Origin of the sequence: Rickettsia canadensis str. McKiel (genome assembly GCF_000014345.1) — a bacterium.
GTDB lineage: Bacteria > Pseudomonadota > Alphaproteobacteria > Rickettsiales > Rickettsiaceae > Rickettsia > Rickettsia canadensis.
The window spans coordinates 1,118,028-1,143,217 of record NC_009879.1 but is presented as its reverse complement, the minus strand read 5'-3'; the positions used below and the strand labels follow the sequence as shown (position 1 = coordinate 1,143,217).

Here is a 25,190-nt window from a genome sequence, read left to right as displayed (position 1 = left end):
TATTTATGTTACAAGTAACAATACTTGGGTGTGGAGCATCTATAGGCGTACCGGTGATCGGATGCGATTGTAGTACATGTACATCTCCTTCAAAGTACAATAAAAGAACTAGATCAGCAATATATATTAATGATGAAAATAGTCAAATATTAGTTGATTTCGGTTATGATATTAAATATCAGCTAGTTAGAGAAAAAATTAGTAAGCTTGATTGTGCGATATTAACGCATGATCATTCTGATCATGTTAACGGTATTGAGGATTTGCGGGTATTTTCTTTTACCTCAAAAAAGCCGTTAGAGATCTATACCAATTATAATACGGTAGCAAAGCTACATAAGAAATTTGATTATTTATTTAAGCCGGCATCAGTTATGCCTTGGCAAGTGCTAGATACTAAACCTATTGATTTTTTTGATAAAATTAAGATCTCTACTATAGAAATACAATTTTTTAGACAGCATCACGGTTCGATAGATAGTTTAGGCTTACGTATAGGTGATTTTGTCTATTCGCCTGATGTAATCGATTTTCCGCTTGAATCGGAAAAATTTTTAAAAGATATAAAAATATGGATATTAGATTGTATGGATTACAAATCAAATCCGAATCATGCAGGGCTTGATAAAGTTCTAGAATGGCGTGAAAAATATAAACCTGAAGAGATATTATTAACCAATATGAGACACACGATAGATTATCATGAAATTACGAAAATGCTCCCAAGTGATGTTAAGCCGCTTTATGACGGTTATAAATTTACGGTTTAGCGTATGATAGTTTTAGAAAAAGTCTGTAAGCGTTACAACAAAAATTATGCAATTAAAAATATTGATTTAAATTTTATTACTAAGGAAACTACTGTAATAATAGGTCCTTCGGGAAGCGGTAAAACTACTCTGTTACGAATTTTGAATAATTTAGAAGAACCAAGTAGTGGTACTTTTTTGGTAGACGGAAAGAAGATACGGCAAAAAGATAGAAGAAAGCTTCGTTTAAAAATAGGTATGGTTTTTCAAAATTTTAATCTCTTCCCACATTTAACGGTAGGAGAAAATCTAATATATACACCGATAAATGTTTTAAATTTGCCAAGAGAAAAAGCAATTCTTAATGCAAAGGAACTACTTGAAAAATTTAAGCTAACGCAAAAATTTGACTCATATCCGTCAAGCCTATCAGGAGGACAGAAACAACGTATAGCAATAGTAAGGGCTTTAATGATGAAGCCAGAAATTTTGTTATTCGACGAACCAACGTCAGCCTTAGATCCCGAAAATATTAAAGATGTTATAGAGAATATAAATTTATTAAAAGACCAAATGAGTATGGTAGTAGTCACTCATCATTTGAAATTTGCAAAATTAATAGCAGATCGTGTTATTTTTATGGATCAAGGGCAGATTTTAGCAAATCAGGCTGCACCAGACTTTTTTATTAAACCGGCATCACATCGAGCTAGATTGTTTTTGGAAAATATTGGTGATTTAATGTAAATCTTCTCTATGAAAAAATGTATTTTTTCATAGAGAAGAGTCAATAAAGAGTATCAAAGGTGAAACGCAGCTTCCACCTTTAACACAAATTTAATTTATTGTTTTTGTATGGATCGGTTTTTTTGTCTGAGCTAAGAAAAATTACGAAGTAATTGAAGAAGCAAGGAAAAATAAAAATGCTAAAGATTAGCATTTTTTAATTTTTTTTGGATTGCTACGCTCCTTTCGGGTCGCTCGCAATGCTGATTTGGTATCCATGTAACACCGTCTATGCAGCAATGACATCAAATCAATAAACAATATTACCATATGAATAAAAAACTTATAAAATTTGTTTTTATCGTTTGCAGTAGCATAATTGTAAGCGGTTTATTATACAAATATATCAATCAACATTATCCGAAATTTTTTAAAGAACTACAAAATATAGGAAGTTTTTGTGCGTCGTTATTAATATTATTTAGTATAATTTATAGTACTATTAGCCAAAATGAGGTACGCAAATTTTGCTTACAATTAGCAATGTGGGTAGCAATTTTTTTAATTATAATAACTGGTTATGCTTTTAGGTTTGAGCTGAACTACGCTTATCATAGAGTAATGTCTGCTTTAATTCCATCATATAAGTGGTCTACTGAAGTCGGAGAAATTATTATAGGCCGTAGTGGAGACGGACATTTCTATATCAATGCTTTTGTAAATAACATTAAAATAAAATTTATGGTAGATACTGGTACAAGTGATGTAGCTTTAACTAAAGGAGATGCACAAAGATTAGGCTTTGACTTAACTAAATTAAAATATACTCACACTTACCTAACAGCTAACGGTGAAAATAGAGCTGCACCTATAACCTTAAATAGTGTAGTAATCGGTACAGAATTTAAGAATATCAAAGGTCATGTAGGTCTTGGTGATCTTAATATTTCACTGCTTGGTATGTCGCTATTAGAACGTTTTAAAGGTTTCAGAATTGATAAGGATTTATTGATCTTGAATTATTAGACATCTTGCCGAAGAAGTTTACAGAACTTAGAAGGTTTTGTTTCATGTCTCTTAAAGAGTTCGATGTTATTCTAGCTAAAAGCGGTAATCCAGAAACCACGCGAGCTTGTAACTGTATCTTAGCATGCAATGTAGGATACAAGACCCCGTGGCAAGAGCCACGGGATGACAACAAATCTAGATTACTGCTTTTTTAGTTAGAATGACATAAGAGCCGTGTTAGAACGGCATTTTAAAACCTGGTGGTAAATTTATGCCGTTTAAAGCTCCTGATAAAGAATTTTGAGAATCTTCATCACATTTTTGTTTAGCATCATTAAAGGCAACTTTAATTAAATCCTCAAGCATCTCTTTTTCTTCTGCTTTTAATAAAGATTCATCAATCGAAACCTTTTCTACTTCACTACGACCGGTGATAGTAATTTCAACAAGTCTGCCTCCAGCTTTACCGGTATATCTTGCATTTACCATTTGCTCTTGTGCTTCTTGCATTTTCTTTTGCATTGATTGGGCTTGTTTTAAAAACTGATTAAAATTTACCATAATTCTATCCTTTAATTTTTAAGTAAAATATCTGAAATCATTGCATTTGGAAAATATTTTTTGATTAAAGCAAAATCGTTACTTGCTTCAATCTTCCCTATGAGCTGATTCTTTAAGGTTTGTTTGTTCTGCTCTTTTATTATTATAACCTCAAATTTTTCCTTGCTAAAAGTAACCAGTAAATCTTCTATTTGTTTTTTTATCTTGCTTGTAATTTCAAGACTGAAGAACTCTAACCTATTATAACCAAACTTTTTAAGTTCCGTATGATTGAGTAGGAAGTAATATATATCTATTTCATTATTTTTATATAGATATTCAAGAAAATCTACAATTTCAAATTTTTTTTTTATTTCTGGATTAATTGATTGATTTAAATTTTGATTATTAACGTCAAAATCTGTAAGCAATGGTAGCGACCTCGAATATATAGATTTTATAACTAACATTTCTGTTTCTGTCAGTTGATTATAGGAAATTTTTATTTCTACGACTCCTTTATTATATATTTGCCATAAGATTGACAGATAGGGCAAACTAATTTCACTCAAAATATTTTTAATTCTATCATTAAAGGATTCATATATAGGCAACCTATAATTAGGTAACATTTTTACTTTATTAAGATAAGCAATAAAATCTGCTACCGATTCTATAAAAATCTCAAGATTAACTGAAAAACTATAAAGCTTATTTATTAAGTTTATAGCTTTTTCCGTTTCTCTACGGATAATATATTCGAAAAATTCTATTATAACTGAAGTATCAACAAGTCCAAGCATTTGATTAATTACTTGAGAGCTAATTATATTATCGGATTTTGCCGACATACTAGCTGCTTGATCTAAAATAGATACTGCATCACGTGCTGAACCTTCTGATTTAAAAGATATAATTCTTAGTGCTTCTATATCGGCTTTTAAATTTTCTTGCTTAGTTATATATTCAAGTAATTTAAAAATCTCTTCAAAACTCAGACGTCTTAAATCATAACGTTGACATCTTGAAATAATAGTTGCAGGTATTTTTTGTACTTCCGTCGTTGCAAAAATAAATATTATATGAGGTGGTGGTTCTTCCAAAGTCTTAAGAAGTGCATTAAAAGCTCCTTTAGAAAGCATATGTACCTCATCAATAATGAAGATTTTATGTTTACCTTGTAGAGGTTTATACTCAGCTGATTCTATAATTCTACGTATATCATCTACGCTAGTTTTACTTGCTGCATCAATTTCGATTATATCAGGATGATTATGATTGTTAAAACTAATGCAGTTCGTACATTCTTCACATGTTCTAATAGTGTAGTCAATTGATTTAAACTTACCTACATTGTTGCTTGTCACTCTCCTATTACCTATAGGCTTTGCTCCTTGCTCATTGTATTTAAGCTTAACTGAATTGCCTACAGTGTCTTCAGTAATTAAAGCAGAACAGTTTACGGTTTTAGCAATAATGCGGGCCGAGGTAGTTTTACCGACGCCTCTAATACCTGTTAAAAGATAACCTCCAGCAAGCCTATCATTTAAAATAGTATAGCTTAAAACTTTGACTAGTACCTCTTGCCCCTGAAGCTCGGCAAAGTTACCAGGACGATATTTCCTTGCAAAAGGAATATACTTATTAGATGAATTTATATCGGTCACGATTGTTATAAGATCTAGTTACCTTTAATGTCATCCTAGCTCAGTTGTAGGCGTTGTTGCACGATTCGAAAAAAGCACTTGATGTGTCATACCGTGGCTTTGACCATAGTACCCAAAAGTATAACTAATAATTTCAGTATTTTAGACTGGATCCTGTGATCAAGTAGCGGGATGACAATAAAAAATAGTTATGACATCCAATTCTTTTGAGAATAATGCTAGTAATGACCCACTTAAAGCCTGCTCCGGCTGCTTCCTTTCAGACCTGACCAACTAAACAGGCATAATGCCCACTACTAGCATAATTAACATAACCTGTTTATCTAGAAGAAACAATATATTTTTTTTCTATTTCTGATTTTGTTAACCTTTTAGGCGGGCCAAATATTTCAGGATTTTTTAATTTAAACAAATCATCGGAAAATTTTTGTACTTTAGCTATTTTATCAAAAGTAATAGTTACTATATTATTATTTTCAAATATTTTGAGTAGCTCAATTTGTTTAGTAGCTTTATTAAAAATAATTTCGCTACGTTTTTCCGTTAGAGTATGGTAGATAGTAATTTTAAAAATGTTTCCTTCATTAATTACTGATTCAAAAACAAAATACCTGTCAAAATTCTCATTATCTTCTAATAAGAAATTAAATATATTTTCGCTTCTATTAATACGACTTACTTGTTCCATGTCATAATCATACATTGATACAAAATTTTTAGTACCTATTATAACTAAAGGAAACGGGGGATAATAATTACATCTAAAATTATAAGGTTTTCTTATTAATAATTTTCCTTTAGCTATATTATTTTTAGAATCTTCTTGAGTAAAATCTATCGCAACTGATTTTATAGTACGTAGATAAGTTTTTAGCTCTAAAATAACAGTATGATCATTTGCATATACCGTAATAGAATTTACGAAAACAAAAATAACGGCTAAGAACAATATTTTTTTCATTTTTATTGTTTTATATTTTAAATTATGTTTAAAATACCTTAGTTATTTTGTTAAAACAAATAATTTTTATGAAAATTGTTACTTTAAAAGAAAAAGCCAAGTATGAAACACGAACTGCTATAACGTCTGAAGTAGCTGGATTGCTCTAGTCAAAAAAGCTATTTAGTTACTGTAGAAAAAGATATAGGGCTTTCTGCCGGTTTTCTTGATGAAGAATATATTGTAGCCAGTGCTAAGATATTTTCAGTACCGCTCGAAATTATTTCTAATGACGATATTATATTAAAGGTACAACCTTCATCTGTTAGGGATAAATATAGTCTTGAATTTGCAAAAGCAGGTGCAATTATTATCGGTCTTCTATCACCTTATTTAAATCATGATTATATAAAAGTGGCAGCAAGTGGCAGCTAAAAAAACTTACGACTTTTGCTATGGAGTTTATACCGAGAATTACTAAAACTCAAAATATGGATACTTTGTCTTCTCAAAGTAATCATAGAGTAGTAATTGAGGCAGGATATCATTACACAAAAGCTTTTCCGATGATGTGATGACGGCAGCAGGGACTATTTCACCGTGTAAAACTTTAGTGCTTGGTATATCGGCATGTCTTCAAGCTATTGCAACGGCAAAAAGACTTGGTAGTATAGTTGTGCAGGATACGATGTAAGAGCTGCTACCAAAGAGCAGGTAGAAAGCTTAGGAGCTAAGTTTGTTTCACCTGAGCTACAAGAAGATTTGCAAGATAAATCAGGTTATGCTTCAGAAAGTTCGGAAGATTACAAAGCTAAACAAGAAGAGTTTTTAGCAAAAATTATTAAAGGATATAATATAGTTATTACTACTGCACAAATTCCGGGAAAAAAGCACCGTTACTTGTTACAAAAAATGCTGGAATCGATGAAGTATCGTTTGGTAATTATTGATATAGCGACCTCTACAGGTGGGAATGTCGAGGGTTCGGAAATTGATAAGATCGTTACTAAACACGGAGTTACCATAGTAGGTTTATCAAAGTCTTGCTGCTAAAATTGCTACCGATAGCTCAAAGTTATATGCTGAGAATTTATATAATTTTCTAAATTATGCTTTACAAGATGGTAAATTTAATATGGATGATGATTTAGTACGTGATATGTTAATTACTAAAGACGGCAAAATAGTAAATGAGAAAATAAATTTCATTTATGCAAAAGCAGTAATCTAGTAAAACATATAAAAACTTGTTTTTTATATTTTTATTTTATCAAATATGTACCTAATATTAAGGTTGTTTTCTAGATTCGCGCTTTCGTAGGAATGACATCATAAACGTTCGTACGGTAAGAAGCCAAGTGAACTAGGTAACACTGTAACCAAAATAGAAATATGAATCAATTACCGATAATAACGAAGCAGAGTGCTGAAATTGCCAATAATAACCAAGAATTATCAGACACGTTAAAAGACTTAGTAATAGATGCTAGTTGCCAAACGAACACAAGCACTATAGACCTGCTAGTATTTGCTATAACAATTTTCGTATTAGCTTCTTTTGTTGGATATTATGTAGTGTGGAAAGTAACACCTGCACTCCATACTACACTTATGTCTATTAATAATGCTATTTCAGGCATTATAGTTCTTAGCTCTATGATTGCTGCAAAGTAAGCTCTGCTTTATGGGTTTCTAGTCTAATTGGGTATTTTGCCACTTTACTTGCCTCTATAAACATTTTTGGAGGATTTATAGTGACAAAAAGAATGCTAGAGATGTTTAAGAAGAAATAGACTCATCTATATTAACTCTTCATTTACTTAGAGTATAAACCTAGTTAAGCATAACGAGCTAATAAGGAGGAATTTGTAGGAAATGCAGGATGTAATACTGTAGCGTACATATAAGTATAAAGATGCGAGTACCGAATCGATGCACAAAAATTCCTCTTAGGAGCAAGTTATGCAGCTAAAGTTCTAATGCTTTATATTCAACCTCAACCACTTCATATGATTTTGATCCTTTCGGTGTTGTGACTTCTACAAAATCACCTACTGATTTCCCAATCAAAGCTTTTGCTATAGGAGAAGCTATTGAAACTCTTTTTCTAGTGATATCGGCTTCATATTCTCCTACAACAATATATGTTACTTTTTCTTCAGTATCGTCGTCGATTAAAGTAACTGTAGCCCCGAATTTTATGTTATCTCCCGATAGTTTACTAATATCAATGATTTCCGCTCTTGCTGCCATATCTTCAAGCTCTTTAATACGTCCTTCTATAAATGCTTGTTTCTCACGTGCTGCTTCATATTCCGCATTTTCGGATAAATCACCGTGTTCTCGTGCCTCTGCTATATCTTCACTAATTTTTTTACGCTCTACATGTTTTAAATGTTTAAGCTCGTGTTCTAATTTTTTAAAACCTTTAGCAGTTATAGGAAATTTTGTATTCATAATTATATTGTGTAGATTTAGTAATTTATAGTATACTATTTTCAATAATATAGATTTTAGCAAGTATATTTGTAATAGTTAAATTTGTCAAATAAGCCTTTTTTAATTATTTGGTATTGCTACTAAATAGTAGATATTGTTATTGCAAGTGGACATATTGTTGCGTGGATTCTGTTATGTTATTCCCGCGGAGGCGGGAATCCAGTAAAACATATAAAAACTTGTTTTTTATATGTTTATTTTACCAAATAGGTAATTTTGTGCCAATACTAAGGTTATTTTTTCTGGATCCATGCTTTCCGCAGGGGATGAAATCGAATGCTTCTCGCAATGACGCAGGCATTATTTTCACATATCTAAAAACATATTAATTGTCCTATGGAAATTAAAGATTTTGACTTCGAGAAAAAGCGTAAAATTTTCCACCTATCGGCTATAATATTTCCGCTACTTTATTTGTTTATTCCAAGAACAGCTATTACACTATTATTATTTATAATAACAGTTATTACATTATATTTAGATGTATCGCGTCATAATAATGTAAGAATTAGTGAATTTGTAACTAGATTTTTTTCAAAGGTTATAAGGCCTCAAGAAAATCACAGCTCTTGTGTTTTAAGCGGCATTAGCTTTATGATGCTCGGTTTTTTCTTAACTGCTCTTCTTTTTCCTAAAAATTTAGTAATTTGTTCGTGGCTAATTTTAATTATTTCAGATTGTTTAGCGGCTCTTATCGGCGTTAAAATAGGCAATAGTTTAAGTAATGGTAAATCAATGGCAGGTTCTATTACCTTTTTAGTTTCTGCAATGTTTATAAGTATATTAGTGTATTTCTATTTAGGATATAATACAAGTTTTTTTATTATTATTATAAGTTGTATAGGGGCTACGGTAGCTGAATTTTATTCAAAAGATTTAAGAATTAACGATAATCTGTCTATACCTCTGGCTTATTGTCTTTTTACTACTATTCTTTTTTATATAATATAAAATATGCGAGTTGCATCTGAATTTTATGAGTTCTTAAGAAACCGTATTAACATATCTGATGTAATACGGCAAAAAGTAGTTTTAACTAAAAAATCCGCCAACTATGTAGGTTTATGTCCTTTCCATCAAGAAAAGACTCCTTCTTTTACAGTTAATGATAGTAAGAGATTTTTCTATTGTTTTGGTTGTAAAGCAGCCGGTGACGTTATAAAATTTACTTCTAATATTAGTGGCCTATCCTATAATGAGTCTGCTATAAAGCTTGCAACCGATTACAGTATAGAGATACCAAAATTAACTGCAAAACAGAAAGAATTTTATGAAGAATCCGATGAAATTCTAAATATTCTAGAACTTGCCAATAAGTTTTTCAGGACGCAATTAACGCCTGAAATATTAAATTATCTACACGGGAGGAATATTACCGAAAAAACAGTAAAAGAGTTTTCAATAGGTTTTGCACCGAAGAATAATAAATTTGAAAAGTTTTTTCATGATAAAAATATAGATATTGTAAAACTCGGTAAAGCAGGTTTAATCGGCAAACGAGAAAACGGAGAAATATATAATTTATTTTCTAACCGTATTACCATTCCAATTAGAAATATTTACAATAAAATTGTAGGCTTTGGTGGTAGAGTACTAGGGGAAGGGCTGCCTAAATACTTAAATTCACCTGAAACTATAGTATTTCAAAAAAGCGAAACACTATACGGTGAGCATAAAGCGATAAGCAGTAGTTATAAAAAAAATCAGTCGATTTTAGTAGAAGGTTATTTTGACGTTATAGTACTACATCAAGCAGGTTTTAGTGAAACGGTTGCAAGCCTTGGTACTAGCATCACTGAGAATCACTTACATAAATTATGGCGTGCCGGCGATGAAATTATATTATGCCTTGACGGAGATAATGCAGGCATAAAAGCTAGCATAAGAACTATTAACCTAGCATTACCACTTATTAATAGTGAAAAGAAAATTTCTTTTATTAGGTTACCAAGCGGACTTGATCCCGACGATGCAGTAAATAAAAACGGTGCTGATTTTTTTGCAAAGCTTATAGATAAAAGAATAAGCCTATCAGAAATGATTTGGCATATAGAATATAGCGGTAAGAGTTTTAAAACTGCAGAAGAAAAAGCTACTTTAGAAAAAATTTTAAAAAATTATTGCAGCAAAATATCAGATAGTGATTTAAGATCAAGTTATTACAGATTTTTTAAAGATCAAATATGGCAAAATTTAGTTATAAAACAGAAAAAAGTTAAAACTAAAAGTTTAAATTTAACTCCTATAATTTCAAGTCACGGTTATTCGGAGCTTGAAATGCTAGAACACGCTTTTTGTGCTTTGTTGGTTAGGTTTCCTGCAATTCTTGAAGAAAAAGATATTAAAGATTTTATCCTAAATTTAAATTTTAATAATAAATCACTTGAAGAATTCCGTAATTGGTATTTAAACGAGATTATAGCTAATAACGTAGCAGCAAGTGAAATTACTGCAATTGTGGAAAAAACTAGCTTTTTTGATATTTTTTTATTATTATCAAAAACGGATAATTTGTTTTTAGATATCTCATTTAATAAAAATAATGTCAGAATAGATTTATTATGGCAGTGGCTACATAAGAAATATTATCTAATAAATTTACAACAAGAATACATGTATATTATAAACAGTACTGATAATCACGATTTTGAAAAAGTTTTACTATATAAAAAAGAAATTCTAAAGATTGCAAATGAGCTTCAAGTTTTAAACGAATCTTTTATTAACCGCACTATATAATTTAGTATTTTATACTTCAAGTATAATGAAGAGTAAAGAAAACAAAAAATATAAATTGAATTTGTATTTGAGGTGGAAACTACTTTCCATATCGAATATCCGTTATTTTAATTCTTCTTTCAATAAGTAGTATTACATACTCCTTTTGAAAGAAAAAACCATATAGGTATTTAATGAGCAATAGTAATGTATATAATGATCTAGATAAAATAGATAGTTTACTTAAAAAAGCTAAATCTAAAAAGATACCGGTCACTTACGATGATATAAACAAAGCTCTTCCTCTTAATAAAAATCCTTCAATAAGACAATTAGAGGAAGCTATATTAAAATTTTCTGATGCGGGAATAGATATTTTAGAATCTAATGAAGATGATGAAATTAAGCTTGATATAGGCATGGATGAAGAATTTAAGCTATCTATCAATGTTGATAATGAACCTGATGATGAGGTAGAAGAAAAAAATATAGGTACTACCGATGATCCTGTAAGATTATATCTTAAGGATATGGGAGGAGTTGATCTTTTAACTCGTGAAAACGAAGTAGAAATAGCAAAAAGAATTGAGGAAGGACGTAAAACAATGACTGCTTCCTTATGCAGAAGCCCTATTGCTATGCGTTGTTTTATAGTATGGTATGAAGATTTAGTTAATGAAAAAATGTTACTACGTGATCTAATAGATTTGGAAGCTAACATGTTACATGACGAAACATCTGAAAATGATGAAGAACATAGTAGTGATAACGAAGGAGAAGAGCATGAGGATCATCACTTATCTATGTCTAGAGTGGAAACGCAGATATTACCTAATGTTATAGAGCGTATGAAAAAGATTGCTTTTATTTGTGAAGAACTACTAATTGAAGCTAAAAAATGTTATGAGAAATCTTTTGAGCCGAAGGTTTTACAAAATAGCAGGAAATATAATAATAACTTGGAATTATTAATAAATGAAGTTTCGGAAATACATTTTAATTCTAAAAAAACAGACGAAATTTTAGGTAAAATGTATGGAATAAATCGTGATTTAATTAATAAAGAAACAGCTTTTTTAAAACTTGCCGAAAAATACGGAGTAACTCGCCAAAATTTCCTTGATGAATATATAGGATCGGTTATCAATGCAGCATGGAAAGAAAAAATGCTGAAAAATAAAAAAATTGCTTGGAAAGAGTTAATTACTAAAGAATCGGATTATATAGATCAAATGATTGCCGAATTATCGGTTATAGAATCTAATACCGGTCTTTTAGTCAATGATTTTAAAAAATTAGTGAATACTATACAAAAAAGCGAGAGACAAACACTGCAAGCAAAAAAAGATATGATAGAAGCGAATTTACGTTTAGTTATATCTATTGCTAAAAAATATGCTAATAGAGGATTGCAGTTTTTAGATTTAATTCAAGAAGGTAATATAGGCCTTATGAAAGCGGTGGATAAATTTGAATATCGCCGTGGATATAAATTCTCTACCTATGCTACTTGGTGGATTAGACAAGCTATAACAAGAGCTATTGCTGATCAAGCAAGGACTATACGTATTCCTGTGCACATGATTGAAACAATTAATAAGATATTGCGTACTTCAAGACAAATGCTTAATGAACTTGGCTATGAACCTACGGCAACGGAAATCGCTAACCGTCTTTCAATGCCGCTTGATAAAGTGCGTAAGGTCATGAAAATAGCTAAAGAACCTATAAGTCTTGAGAATCCAGTAGGTGATGATAGTGACGGCGGTCAATTAGGTGATTTTATTGAAGATAAGAATGCAGTAGCACCGATTGATGCGGCAATTCAGTCAAATTTACGAGAAGTTACCACTAGAGTACTTGCAACTCTTACACCTCGTGAAGAAAGAGTGCTGAGAATGCGTTTCGGTATAGGTATGAATACTGACCATACATTAGAAGAAGTAGGGCAGCAATTTAAAGTAACTAGGGAACGTATAAGACAAATCGAGTCAAAAGCTTTAAGAAAGTTACAGCATCCTATTAGATCTAAAAAGCTTAATAGCTTTAGAAGCGGAGGAAAGCATAGTGATAGTAATTCATCAGATTTGTTAGAGGCGTGATAACACTTTATATTGTCATACTGCGATCAGGTCGCGGTATGACAATCAGGCTAATTATGTATCGATATAAGATCACCATTGAATATTTAGGCACGGATCTTGCAGGTTGGCAAAGGCAAGCAGGAATAATGTCGGTACAGCAAATATTAGAAGAAGCGATTTATAAATTTTCCGGTGAACAGGTAGTATTGTTTGGATCCGGAAGAACAGATGCTGGTGTGCATGCTATAGGTCAGGTAGCACATTTTGACCTTTCAAAAAATTTAGAAACTCACAAAATTATTACAGCTATCAACTATTTTGCACGACCTTATTCAGTAATAGTATGGAACTGTGAAATGGCTCCAAATAATTTTCATGCAAGATTTTCAGCTGTCTCTCGTCACTACATATATAGGATTCTTAATAGACCTTACTCATCGGTAATTAATCGTGATCGTGTTTGGTGGATTAGTTCACCTTTAGATGTTCTAGCTATGCAAAAAGCTGCAACTTATCTCTTAGGTAAACATGATTTTACTTCATTTAGGGCTAGCTCATGTCAATCAAAATCACCGATAAAAACTTTAACTGAACTTAATATCATTAAAGAAGACGAAGAAATAAAATTATATCTTTCAGCACCCTCATTTTTGCATCATATGGTACGTAATATTGTCGGTAGTTTAGTACTTGTCGGTAAGAATGTTTGGCAAGCAGAATACATTAAAGAGCTTTTAGAAGTAAAAGATAGAAAAGCTGCGGGGCCTACTGCTCCTGCATCCGGTCTTTATTTTGTGAGAACGGAGTATTAGTACTTTATTATCATATATTACCCCACTTGAAAATTCATTACGTCGTCTCTTTGTAAGTCCTCGGATCCTAAATGTTTAATCCTTGTCTGGCATTGTTGCATGGCTTGGTAAAGTCCGCTGTGTCAGCCGACATAACAATGTGTACGCAGAGGTCATGACATTGACTGATAGCCGTGCAGCAAAGCTACGTCAGTAAGATCTTTTTTAAAAATCATAGAGCCTATAATACTGTTAATAAACTATATAATTTTTCATGTATTTTATTTAGCTTACCTATATCATGTCCGCCAGCTTGAGCAAGGCTTGCCTGCCCACCGCCTCCTGTGCCACCTAAGAATAACGAGAGTTCTTTTGCAATATTAACGGCGTTGAACTTATCTGTTATAGCTTTACTCACTGCAACCGTAATAGATAATTTATCGCTATTACCCACAATATATACTACTATTAAATCCTCTACTTTTTTCGTTAAATTTTCTGCAGCCTGACGTAGTACTTTATTGTTTAAATTCTCTATATATTGATAAATTAATTTAACTCCTTTTATCTCTTCAGCTTCTTTATTAATCTGATCTATGCTTAAATCTAAATGAGCTAAATGGACTTTTTCAAGCTCTTTCTCAAGACCTTTATTCCGTTCTAAAATATTGTTTACTTTGGTAATAAGCTCATTTTTATTAGTTTTTAAACTGCTTTCTACCGATTTAAGTAAATTCTCTTTTTCTCTCATTAATTTAATTACGAATTCACCGCAAACTGCTTCAATTCTGCGAATACCGGCAGCTATAGCACTTTCGTTTGTAATCTTAAAGCAACCAATATCGCCAAGGCGTCTAACATGTGTACCGCCGCATAATTCTAGAGAGTTATTACCCATCTTAACTACTCTTACCTCAGAGTCGTATTTTTCTCCAAATAATGCCATAGCTCCTTGTTTGACTGCATCTTCAGTTGCCATTAATGTAGTATTTACTTCATGATTAGCTCTAATAATCTCATTTACCTTATCTTCAATCAAAGTAATTTCTTCATTAGTCACAGCTTTAGAATAGCTAATATCGAAACGTAAATAAGTCGGAGCAACTAACGAGCCTTTTTGTGTCACATGTTTACCAAGCACTTCGTGCAGCACTGCATGTAATATATGTGTTGCTGAATGATGAATTCTTAAATTCTGTCTATATTTTACGTCTATACTAAAATTAGCATTTTCTCCTACATGAATTTTACCTTTCTTCAAAATACATTTGTGAACTATAATAGAGCCTAAATATTTCAAAGTATCTATTACTTCTACTTCAGAATCTTTTGCAAATATCGTTCCATTATCACCCATCTGACCGCCGGACTCACCGTAAAAAGGAGTTTGATTGCTGATCAATAAAAATTGTGTATCTGTTTCCTGAATATTATTAACTAAATTATTATCTTTGATTAATACAATTATTTTACATTCTGCTTCATTAAGTGTGTATCCTAAAAATTCTGTGCTACCATATTGTTCTTTGATATCAAACCATAGCTGATTGGTTTTGTACTCACCAGAGCCAAGCCAAGATTTTCTAGCACGTTCTTTTTGTGCAAGCATTTGCTCTTTAAATCCTTGATGATCAACAGAAATATCATAGTTTTTTAGAATATCTTTGGTTAAATCAAGTGGAAATCCGTAAGTATCGTATAATTTAAATGCTATTTCTCCTGATAATTTATCACCTTTTGTTAGTGTTTCCGTTTCTTCGGAAAGTAATTTTAATCCTCTTTCTAAAGTAGTTTTAAACCTAATCTCTTCTTGTTCTAAGATATTACTTATAAAACTCTCAGATCTTTTAAGTTCCGGATAAATATTTCCCATTAAATCAACAAGCTTTGGCAGTAATTTATACATAAGCGGCTCTTTGCTACCTAACATATGAGCATGTCTCATGGATCTTCGCATAATACGTCGAAGTACGTAACCGCGTCCTTCATTTGAAGGGATGACACCGTCAGCTATTAAAAAGCTACTTGCTCTTAGGTGATCAGCAATAACCCTATAAGAAAATTTAGCTTCTCCCTTTACTTTTACTTTTACTATATTTTCGGTATAATCAATTATTTTCTGAAATAAATCTATATCATAATTATTGTTAACATGCTGCAATATCGCAGTCATACGCTCAAGACCCATACCAGTATCAATAGATTTTTGCGGTAACTCTATTCTAGTATCCTTATCTACTTGTTCATATTGCATAAACACCATATTCAAAATCTCGATAAATCTATCACCATCTTCATCTTTAGTACCGGGAAGTCCACCATATATATTTTCGCCGTGGTCGTAAAAAATTTCGGAGCAAGGACCGCAAGGACCGGTATCGCCCATAGACCAAAAATTATCGTTTGTTTTGATCCTTATTATGCGATCATCCCCAAAACCTGCTATTTTTTTCCAGTAAGAAGCTGCTTCATCATCGGTATGATAAATTGTTACATAAAGCTTGTTTTTCGGTAGTTCAAATTTTTTAGTCAATAAATTCCAAGCGTAATATATGGCTTGTTCTTTAAAGTAGTCACCAAAAGAAAAATTACCTAGCATTTCAAAAAATGTGTGATGTCTTGCAGTATAACCGACATTCTCAAGGTCATTATGCTTGCCGCCGGCTCTAAGAGATTTCTGACTAGTTACCGCTTTGTTATAAGGTCTTTTTTCCTGTCCTGTAAAAACATTTTTAAATTGTACCATTCCGGAATTAACAAACATTAAGCTAGGGTCATTCTGTGGAATTAAGGAGCTAGCGGGTACATGTGTATGATTATTTGTTTTAAAGTAAGTTATAAATTTACTTCTAACTTCTTCGGTGGTAAATTTAGTCATATAAGTTATAATAGTTTAAAGTTTCTTTATATACTTTGTTTCTTTTAAAAGAAGTTTAAAATAATGAGTATTAGAGATGGGAAGCAGTTCCTATCTCTAATATTAATTTATGTTTTATTTTGACTATTCTTCATTTATCAGGAGTATACTCTGAATCATGAGTAAAATAAATTTATTTATGAAAAATATTTTTGATTCGATCAAATTATATTTTGTTAAATTTGCTACAAAATTAAAAATATTTTCTTTCAAAAGAAAAAATATTGTGGTGTTACTAGGTAATAAAGGGGTGTTTCTGAGTACTTTTCTTGATAACAAATTATTAGATAAATTATTTATCCCTAACCAGGAACAGATAGACTTAAACCCTTATAAAAACTTTTTTAGTAAATTTTCAAAAAGCGATATTTATTTTTTACTTGATGGCAGCGAATGTAAAACACGGCATGATCAAATACCTATATTACAGTCAATAGTAAAACTTGATCCTATTGCACAATTTATCGAAGGTTATTTTAATAAAGAAGACATTATAGCACATTGTGTTTACGAAATTACTACTACACCAAGTGAAATTTGGTCGACTTTAATTATGTCGTGTCCATTTGAAAGACCTTTAAGCGATATAATTTCATGTATTATAAATAAAAGATCACTTGATTTAAAAGGAATTTATTTTTTAACATTAGAACTAAAAGTTATTATAAATAAAATAGTGCAGAATATAGAAAATAATAAATATAATGATTATTTTCAAATTTGTGTATATGCATCACAAGCTAGTGGTATAAAATTTATTATCAAACATAAAAATAATATAATAACAATTAAAAATCTTGAGTATCCATTTCATAAAACTGTCGGCTATATTCAAGGTATTATAGAACAAGAAATTAATGATTGCTTTATATTATTTAAAAACTATATAAGTAATCTTGATCAAAAAGCCTGTATAATTCTTATAGTAGATGAAGAGTTGAAATCTTTATTAAAATCAACAAATTTTGAAGATCGCCCTGTGATCTTTATACCAGTTGATAATATACTAAATAAGCAAACTCTAGAAAAAGAAAGATTTATGGATACAAATATTAGTAGGCTCTTTCTAGAATATAAGAGCTTTCCTGCTTATAATAATAATTTAAAATCAATAAAAAAACTAGTTACTATAAAAGATCTAACATTTAAATTATATAGTACATTACTTATAATATTAATATTAGTGATCGGTGTTATCAAATATAATACAAAACAGAATTACAAAAACATACAATCTATTAATGAAAAATATTATGCAACAAATCAAGCATATGATAATATAAAATATAAATATCCTTATATTAAAAATGCTACTAGTCTAGCTGATTTATATGTGATAGAAAAATTACTAGCAGCACCGGTACCACTGCCGTTTGATTTACTTAAAAGACTAATAATGACTTTAAATCCAGCTTTTAAATTAGAAGAAATTAAATGGGAATTAACAAATATAGATAATATTTTACTAGTTTCTAAGAGACAATTAATAATTAAATTAATACTTAAATATCATACTAATAATCTATCGGTAGATGAATCTTTAGAGATACTAGATAATCATATGCAAAACGTAAAAAATACATTATCTAATTTGCAAATAGATTATGTTATATACAAGGATAAAATACTTGATATATTAGGTAAGGTAGTAATTCCTTTGTCGGTTAATATCATTGACGATAAAACTTAATATTCTATGTCATTCCTAGCCACTAAGGGTAGGAATCTTAGAAAAACTTTTATAGGTTTATTTTGTCATGTAATTTTGTACTAGTATTAAAGTTATTTTCTGGGTTTCTGCCTTTGCGGGAATGAGATGAACCATGCAACAATACTAATAACCCAAGGTAAAAATAATGTTTGAAAAATACATTATGTATTTAAAGAACCTGATATTTGTTCAATTTATCATATATTTTTTCTTTATTTCCTTAACTATTTGGATAATGAAAAATTTTCAGCAAGAATACAGTAAATCTATGCTTGATCAACACGTTGCACAAGAAAATCTAACAACAGAAGTTTTAAAGCTTTATTCTGTCATTAACTCTAAAGAAGAAATATTAGAATCTTACAAAAAATATATAGATTTAAGGGTGCCAAGTAGTCTGAGTTGCGTAAATTATCAAGAACTAATTCCCAGAATAAAAAGCTTAAGCGATAAATATAATTTAGTAGAACCTATAGATGTATCTATAAATTCAGTATTGTTTAAAAATAATTTTCAGGCGACTGAAGGAGAAAGTGCATCGATTTATGTAAATAATTATAGCATAAATATAAAATATGCATGTGCAGATTTTTTGACTTTTCTAAAAATATTCTCTGAAATTTATTCTTATGTGCCTCCTAATACTCTTATATCTTTTGTACGAGTGCGTAATGAAGAAGTATTAACGCCTAAGAATATCTATAAACTTTCAGTAAATCGTGCTCCTAATATTATTTATGCTAAATTAATATTACATATTAGAGAATTAGTCTCAAAATAAATTATAAAATGAATAATGCAATAATACTTAATAACGTAAATACTAATTTATTTAAAAAGGATATTGTTAATGATTTTGTCAATAATCTTACGAAATCTACTTGCTCTACTATTGCAAATATGCTTGCTATAGATTATAAGCTAAGACTTAATTCTCAACTGGAACCTGAAAAATATATTAACAAATGTATTTCTAGGCTCAAAAATTATTTAGGTATGCGGGTTATTAACGATGATAATTTTTCTGTAGCATTAGAGTTATTTGCAATAATGATTACTTCTGAAGATAAAAATGAGCAAAATAAGAATAATATTTTAGAGCAATCACAAGATATAATAGCAGAAAATCTTGTAGCAGTTTATTTTGGAGATGAAAAAATAAATAGTACCGAAAAAGAAAAAATTAAAAACATATTTAAAATTCTTTTAAAAGATAAGAATTTTGACAAAATAATAAATTATGCTGAATCTCATAAAAAATTATTTAAGGCTTCCATAATGTATGCAATGAAGAAATATAATAATATTGATGCAGCAACCACGTATATAAAAAAAGAATTTAATAAAATATTAGAAATATCTTTAGAATTTACACAAAAAAGTAATATATTTAAACAAGCAACCGGAAAAATTGCTGGTGCTGTTTGTGCTTTATTAGTCGGCGCAATTAGTGTTGCGACTGCGGGAGCAGCTTTTTCTATCATAGTTGTACCGGTATCAATTTTTGCCGTGAGATATGCACCTGAACTTGGTGAAAAAATTGGAGAATTAATTTTGAATAATGATAATGCAATAAAACTAGAACAAAGCAATATAGATAAGTTTATGAAAACATTACAAAATAATAAAGAAAGTCTTCTATCTCAAGAAAAAACAAAAAACATCAAACAAAATATTAAAGTTTCTCCTTCTCAAATAAATGCTAAATTAACTAAGAAAGCAGTTAATGAAAAACATAGATAAAGCTATTTTTACTTGAGAATATAAAATATTACTCTTATTATCTTTTTTTTAAATCAATACAATAATTTCAAAAAGATAATAATGAGAAAAGTAGTAATATCCGGTATGATGTGTAACGCTTTAGAATGGTATAATTATGCATTATATGCTCAATTTGCTTATATTATATAGGGGAGCATTTTTTTGGATTCAGAAATGCAAGATACTTTAATTTTTGCAGTATTTGCTGCAGACTTTGTAGTTACGACCGCTTGGCGTTATTATTTTTGGTAATATAGGGAATAAATTCGGCAGACACACTGCTTTGGTAATGGGTATTATAACTATGGCAATACCGAACTCTGCCGGAATAGGTCTCTTACCAAGCTATAAAACTATTGAATTGCCGCTCCTATTATTTTAACTATTATCATACTCATACAAGGTTTTTCTTTAGGAGAGGAATTTAGTGATTGTATTTCATATATTGTATAACATACTTCAACAGAAGCACTAGGACTTGCAGGGAGTAGCTCATTTATTTAGTATGTGCGGGGGCGGTATGCTCCTTGGACTTAGTACAGCAGCCGGTTTTTCTTATTTTATTTATGCTGAGATGCTTTTTGAATGGGATTGGAGAATACCTTTTATTGCCGGTTTATTTATTAGTTTCGTAGGTTTATATATTAGAAAAAACCTAGCAGAAAGTTCTATTTATAAAAAAGCTAAAGAGAGCGGATGCTTAGCACGCTTTCCTTTGCATGAGACATTAACCAAATATCTGAAAGAATTAATAGTAGCACTGGACTCTATATTACTGTAACTGCTCCTTTTTATACTTCTACAGCTACAGTTTTTATCAGTAATTTTATGCAAACACTTGGTTATACTAGTCAGCAAAGCACGAATTGAGAGTAGTATAATATTAATTGTAATGATGATTGTATTAACAATATCTGCATATATTGCTGATCAAATTGGACGTCGTCCTGTGCTAATATGGGGTATTATATTATTAATTGTATATGTCTAACCTATTTTTATATGTATTGGATCAATGAATTTTACTTTAGCTATAATATCTCAAATAGTATTTGCTGGAATTATCAGCACTTATATGGGGCCTGTCGCAACGATTCTAGTAGAAGTATTTCCAACTAGTATAACATTTACTGCTGTTGCACTTTCGTATAATCTTGCTGCTGCCATATTTGGCAGCACCGTACCGATGGTGGCAATGATATTAATGAAAGTTACCGGCGATCATTATGCTATTGCATATTATTTAATTGCACTTGTTTTATTATCCTCTATAATTTTGAAGTTCTATAAAGAGACATATAAGAAAAACTTGGTAAACTAATTATGAGTGAAGTTTTTGAAATACCAAATGGTGAAAGCAAGGTTTTACTCCATTGTTGTTGTGCTCCTTGCGTCGGTCCTTTAATGGAAAAAATAATAGATAACGGTATTAAGTTTACACTATTTTTTTATAATCCTAATATACATCCTAAAAAAGAATATGAGCTTCGTAAAAATGAAAATATACGTTTTGCCGGCAAACATAATATAGAATTTATTGACGCGGATTATGATCCACAAAATTGGTTTAGAAGAGCTAAAGGGATGGAGTTTGAGCCTGAACGAGGTAAACGCTGCAGTATGTGTTTTGATATGCGTTTTGAACGTACGGCTTTATATGCTTATGAAAATGGCTTTAGGGTTATTACCAGTTCTCTTGGTATTTCTAGATGGAAAGATATGAACCAAATTAATGAATCAGGAATTAGAGCCGCATCTCATTACGAGGGGATAACTTATTGGACTTATAATTGGCGTAAAGATGGCGGTGCTAGTAGGATGTATGAAATCGCTAAAGAAGAGCATTTTTATAAGCAAGAATTTTGTGGTTGTATTTATTCTTTCCGTGACACTAATGATTGGCGAATAGCTGCTGGTCGTCCTAAGATTAAGATCGGTAAGGAGTATTATTAAAGACCTCTGTATGTAATTAGCACGAGCTTATAGTGGTATTGTATGAGTTTTCCTGTGTCATTTCCGCAAAAGGCAGGAATCTAGTAATTAATAGGTGTAAATAATTTAAATTCTTTCATTTTTTGGATGCCCGCCTATGTGGGAATAACATAATAAACATAATGCTTATGAAAAAACTATCATTTCAGCAAATTATACTGACATTACAAAATTATTGGCAGGATTACGGCTGTGCAATACTGCAGCCTTACGATGCACATGTTGGAGCAGGTACCTTTCATCCTGCAACAGTGCTTCGATGTCTTGGTACTAAACCTTGGTCTGTCGCTTACGTGCAACCGTCTAGAAGACCTGGGGATAGCAGGTACGGTATGCATCCTAACAGAATGCAACATTATTATCAGTTTCAAGTTATCTTAAAGCCGTCGCCAGATAATATTCAAGATCTATATCTTAAAAGTTTAGAATGTTTAGGTTTAGATTTAAAAACGCATGATATTCGTTTTGTTGAAGATGATTGGGAATCGCCGACACTAGGTGCTGCTGGGCTTGGCTGGGAAGTGTGGTGTAACGGTATGGAAGTATCACAATTTACTTATATGCAGCAAATCGGTGGTATTGAATGCCGTCCCGTTGCCGGTGAAATCACTTACGGGCTTGAGCGTCTTGCTTTATATATTCAAGGTGTTGATGAAGTAAAAGAACTTGACTGGAATGGGCAAGTAGGAGAAAAAGCTTTAAAATACGGTAAAGTAGATTTTGAGGCTGAAAGGCAATTTTCAAAATATAACTTAGAGCTTGCAGATAGTGAAATGTTAGTACGACATTTTAAAGATAGTGAAGAACAATGTGAGTGGTTAGTAAAGAAAAATGTGCCGTTTGCTGCTTATGATGAATGCCTTAAGGCAAGTCATGCATTTAATCAATTAAATGCACTTGGGGTGATTAGTGTAACTGAACGTGCTTCCTACGTTTTAAGAGTGCGTCATTTAGCAAAAATTTGTTGCACAAAATGGTTGGAGATGAACGAGTGAGTGAGTTATTATTAGAGTTATTTAGTGAAGAAATACCTGCATTTATGCAAAAAAATGCTGAAAAGGGTTATTTAAACGTATTTACAAAAATTTTTGAAGAAAACAAAATATTTGCAAAAGTAAAAGTGTTTGTAGGACCTCGTAGGATAACTCTGCATGCTACTCACTTGCCGAAAGTAACTTTACCAAAAGACACAGCAATTAAAGGACCTAGCTTAAATGCTTCGGAAGCCGCTATTAATGGCTTTTGTAAAGCTCATAATGTTAGCAAATTAGAACTTTTTACTAAATTAATTAATAATCAACTATATTATTTCTTCATCAAAAAAACAGAAGAAAGAGAAATAAAAGAGATTTTACCAGAAATTATTATAGAGGCTATTAATAAATATAGCTGGACAAAGTCGATGTTTTGGGGTGATTATAATATAAAGTGGGTTAGACCTCTGCGTAACATTTTATGCATATTTGATGGTGAAATATTACCGATGCAATTTGGGCATTTAACCGCTAATAATATTACGTACGGACATCGCCTAACTGATAATAAAAAAATAGAAGTAGAAAATTTTGAGGATTACAAAAATAAACTTTCAGAAAATCATGTTATTTTAGAAAGAACAAAGAGAGAAGAAATAATTAAAGCCGGTTTATTAGAACTCGCAAATTCTCATGATTTAACTATAAAAGAAGATAATCGTTTAATTGAAGAAGTATCAGGGCTTACTGAATTTCCTGTTGTACTACTTGGAAGAATACCGCTAAAATTCTTAGAGTTACCTAAGGAGGTGTTAATTTCCTCGATGCGTAGGCATCAGAAGTATTTCTGTCTATTTGATAAAGCGGGAAATTTTGCACCGTATTTTCTGTTTGTAAGTAATGGCAGATTTGTAAATGCTGAACTCGTTATTAAAGGTAACGAAAAAGTATTAGCAGCACGTCTTGCTGATGCTTTATATTTTTATAAGCAGGATATAGCTAAAACTTTAGAATCAAATTTATCTAAACTACTAGCTGTAACGTTTCATGTAAAGCTTGGTAACTTAAGAGAGAAAGTCGACCGCATAACCAATATTTGTAATTATATAGCTCCAAATAATAAAGATTTAATTATGGCAGCAAAACTTTGCAAAAGTGATCTTGTTTCGGAAATGGTCGGGGAATTTCCTGATCTGCAAGGTATTATGGGTTATTATTATGCAAAACATGATGGATTAGATGAAGAAGTAGCTACAGCAATTAAGGATCATTATAAACCGCAAGGTCTAAGCGACAATGTACCAAACGGGAATGCTGCACTTCTTGCTACTGCTGACAAAATAGATAGTTTAGTCGGTTTAATGATAGCAGGAGAAGCGCCGACAGGTTCAGGTGATCCATATGCCTTAAGACGTCAAGCTCTTGGTATAATAAGAATAATCATTGAAAATAAATTAGAGTTAAATTTAAATGATTTAATTAATTTTTCTATAAACTTATATAAAGATTCATCTGATAAAAATAAGGATTTAATAATATCTTTCCTTAAAGAAAGAATAAAATTCTATTTCAAAAATAATTATGATATTTCATTAATTAATGCCGTTCTTGATTTAAGTGCAGAAGATTTGGTTAGTGTAAGTCTAAAACTTAATACCTTACAAAAATTTTTAGCAGAAGATGCAGGAAAGCAATTATTAAATGCTTATAAACGAGCAAGTAATATAATCGGCGATCAGAAAATTACCGGTTTAGTTGATGGGAATCTCTTTACTACGCAGTCCGAAAAAGAATTATTTGCAGTGATGCAAAAAATTTTGCCGCAAATTATAGATAGTATAACTGATAAAGATTACGAGAGAGTTTTAAATTTATTATCATCTCTATTAGCTCCGATTACTAGCTTTTTTGGCAATGTACTCGTTAATGACCCTGATCCAAAAATCGTACAAAATCGTTTATCATTATTACAAAATACTTGTGAATTATTCCATAAAATAGCTAAGTTTAACCGCTTATGATTGGACATGTCATAGTAATCCAGTAAAAAATGCTAAAAGTTTATAGAACTTTTTTAATTTTTTTGGATTATCAGACTCGTTACAGTCAC

The 25,190-nt window shown here is 30.9% G+C and carries 18 protein-coding genes, 1 other RNA gene and 3 pseudogenes; 16 read left to right on the top strand and 6 right to left on the bottom strand.

Translation table 11 applies throughout. The features are described from left to right. Positions 1–5 precede the first annotated feature (5 nt). The 3 genes from A1E_RS04960 to A1E_RS04950 all read left to right on the top strand — a co-directional run bounded on the left by A1E_RS04960 (position 6) and on the right by A1E_RS04950 (position 2,501). Positions 6–770 (top strand): MBL fold metallo-hydrolase, encoded by a 765-nt coding sequence (locus A1E_RS04960; protein WP_012149219.1) that lies wholly within the window; start codon positions 6–8, stop codon positions 768–770. Positions 771–773: 3 nt separating this feature from the next. Continuing rightward, positions 774–1,496, top strand: coding sequence for an amino acid ABC transporter ATP-binding protein (locus A1E_RS04955; protein ID WP_012149218.1), 723 nt, complete (start codon positions 774–776; stop codon positions 1,494–1,496). A gap of 309 nt (positions 1,497–1,805) precedes the next feature. Then, entirely contained in the window at positions 1,806–2,501 is a 696-nt protein-coding gene (locus tag A1E_RS04950) for a TIGR02281 family clan AA aspartic protease (RefSeq protein ID WP_012149217.1), read from the top strand. A gap of 219 nt (positions 2,502–2,720) precedes the next feature. Here the strand turns inward: A1E_RS04950 and A1E_RS04945 are convergent, their stop codons facing one another. The 4 genes from A1E_RS04945 to A1E_RS04935 all read right to left on the bottom strand — a co-directional run bounded on the left by A1E_RS04945 (position 2,721) and on the right by A1E_RS04935 (position 5,651). Continuing rightward, a complete protein-coding gene (locus A1E_RS04945; RefSeq protein WP_012149216.1) occupies positions 2,721–3,044 on the bottom strand; it encodes a YbaB/EbfC family nucleoid-associated protein in 324 nt (107 codons plus the stop codon). An 11-nt stretch (positions 3,045–3,055) separates the two neighbouring features. Beyond that, on the bottom strand, positions 3,056–4,690 hold the full coding sequence (gene dnaX, locus A1E_RS04940; RefSeq protein ID WP_012149215.1) for a DNA polymerase III subunit gamma/tau: 1,635 nt from the start codon (positions 4,688–4,690) through the stop codon (positions 3,056–3,058). Positions 4,691–4,900: 210 nt separating this feature from the next. Continuing rightward, an RNA gene (ffs, locus tag A1E_RS06010) (signal recognition particle sRNA small type) lies at positions 4,901–4,995 on the bottom strand. A gap of 14 nt (positions 4,996–5,009) precedes the next feature. Then, positions 5,010–5,651 (bottom strand): outer-membrane lipoprotein carrier protein LolA, encoded by a 642-nt coding sequence (locus A1E_RS04935; RefSeq protein WP_012149214.1) that lies wholly within the window; start codon positions 5,649–5,651, stop codon positions 5,010–5,012. 68 nt (positions 5,652–5,719) lie between these two features. On the opposite strand from A1E_RS04935, the pseudogene A1E_RS06005 reads away from it, so the two are divergent. Continuing rightward, positions 5,720–6,861, top strand: a pseudogene (locus A1E_RS06005) (NAD(P) transhydrogenase subunit alpha). Positions 6,862–7,022: 161 nt separating this feature from the next. Then, a pseudogene (locus A1E_RS04925) lies at positions 7,023–7,423 on the top strand (NAD(P) transhydrogenase subunit alpha part 2). 175 nt (positions 7,424–7,598) lie between these two features. Here A1E_RS04925 and greA read toward each other — a convergent pair. Next, entirely contained in the window at positions 7,599–8,087 is a 489-nt protein-coding gene (greA, locus tag A1E_RS04920) for a transcription elongation factor GreA (RefSeq protein ID WP_012149211.1), read from the bottom strand. 378 nt (positions 8,088–8,465) lie between these two features. On the opposite strand from greA, the gene A1E_RS04915 reads away from it, so the two are divergent. The 4 genes from A1E_RS04915 to truA all read left to right on the top strand — a co-directional run bounded on the left by A1E_RS04915 (position 8,466) and on the right by truA (position 13,743). After that, positions 8,466–9,080, top strand: a complete 615-nt coding sequence (locus tag A1E_RS04915; RefSeq protein ID WP_012149210.1) for a diacylglycerol/polyprenol kinase family protein — start codon at positions 8,466–8,468, stop codon at positions 9,078–9,080. Between the two features lie 3 nt (positions 9,081–9,083). Beyond that, positions 9,084–10,868 carry a DNA primase gene (gene dnaG, locus A1E_RS04910; protein WP_012149209.1) on the top strand — a complete coding sequence of 595 codons (1,785 nt, stop codon included), beginning with the start codon at positions 9,084–9,086 and terminating at the stop codon, positions 10,866–10,868. A 173-nt stretch (positions 10,869–11,041) separates the two neighbouring features. Continuing rightward, positions 11,042–12,949, top strand: a complete 1,908-nt coding sequence (gene rpoD / locus A1E_RS04905; protein WP_012149208.1) for an RNA polymerase sigma factor RpoD — start codon at positions 11,042–11,044, stop codon at positions 12,947–12,949. A gap of 56 nt (positions 12,950–13,005) precedes the next feature. Next, positions 13,006–13,743, top strand: coding sequence for a tRNA pseudouridine(38-40) synthase TruA (gene truA, locus A1E_RS04900; RefSeq protein ID WP_012149207.1), 738 nt, complete (start codon positions 13,006–13,008; stop codon positions 13,741–13,743). Positions 13,744–13,963: 220 nt separating this feature from the next. Here truA and alaS read toward each other — a convergent pair whose 3' ends face one another. Further along, positions 13,964–16,600: an alanine--tRNA ligase gene (gene alaS / locus A1E_RS04895; protein WP_012149206.1), complete on the bottom strand. Its 2,637-nt coding sequence runs from the start codon at positions 16,598–16,600 to the stop codon at positions 13,964–13,966. Positions 16,601–16,757: 157 nt separating this feature from the next. Here alaS and A1E_RS04890 point away from each other — a divergent pair, with 157 nt between their 5' ends. The 7 genes and pseudogenes from A1E_RS04890 to glyS all read left to right on the top strand — a co-directional run bounded on the left by A1E_RS04890 (position 16,758) and on the right by glyS (position 25,101). Next, positions 16,758–18,329: a hypothetical protein gene (locus tag A1E_RS04890; protein WP_012149205.1), complete on the top strand. Its 1,572-nt coding sequence runs from the start codon at positions 16,758–16,760 to the stop codon at positions 18,327–18,329. Between the two features lie 166 nt (positions 18,330–18,495). Beyond that, the gene (locus A1E_RS04885) at positions 18,496–19,131 is read left to right on the top strand and encodes a hypothetical protein (RefSeq protein WP_041405258.1); all 636 of its coding nucleotides are present in this window, start codon (positions 18,496–18,498) and stop codon (positions 19,129–19,131) included. A gap of 8 nt (positions 19,132–19,139) precedes the next feature. Beyond that, positions 19,140–20,093 carry an RP853 family protein gene (locus tag A1E_RS04880; RefSeq protein ID WP_012149203.1) on the top strand — a complete coding sequence of 318 codons (954 nt, stop codon included), beginning with the start codon at positions 19,140–19,142 and terminating at the stop codon, positions 20,091–20,093. 81 nt (positions 20,094–20,174) lie between these two features. Next, positions 20,175–21,435 (top strand): annotated as a pseudogene (locus A1E_RS07050) (MFS transporter). Between the two features lie 2 nt (positions 21,436–21,437). Beyond that, positions 21,438–22,067: an epoxyqueuosine reductase QueH gene (locus A1E_RS04865; RefSeq protein ID WP_012149201.1), complete on the top strand. Its 630-nt coding sequence runs from the start codon at positions 21,438–21,440 to the stop codon at positions 22,065–22,067. Positions 22,068–22,234: 167 nt separating this feature from the next. Further along, positions 22,235–23,101, top strand: a complete 867-nt coding sequence (locus tag A1E_RS04860) for a glycine--tRNA ligase subunit alpha (protein ID WP_012149200.1) — start codon at positions 22,235–22,237, stop codon at positions 23,099–23,101. Beyond that, positions 23,098–25,101, top strand: coding sequence for a glycine--tRNA ligase subunit beta (glyS, locus tag A1E_RS04855; RefSeq protein WP_012149199.1), 2,004 nt, complete (start codon positions 23,098–23,100; stop codon positions 25,099–25,101). Before A1E_RS04860 ends, glyS begins: the two co-directional genes overlap by 4 nt. The last annotated feature ends 89 nt before the right edge of the window (positions 25,102–25,190 follow it).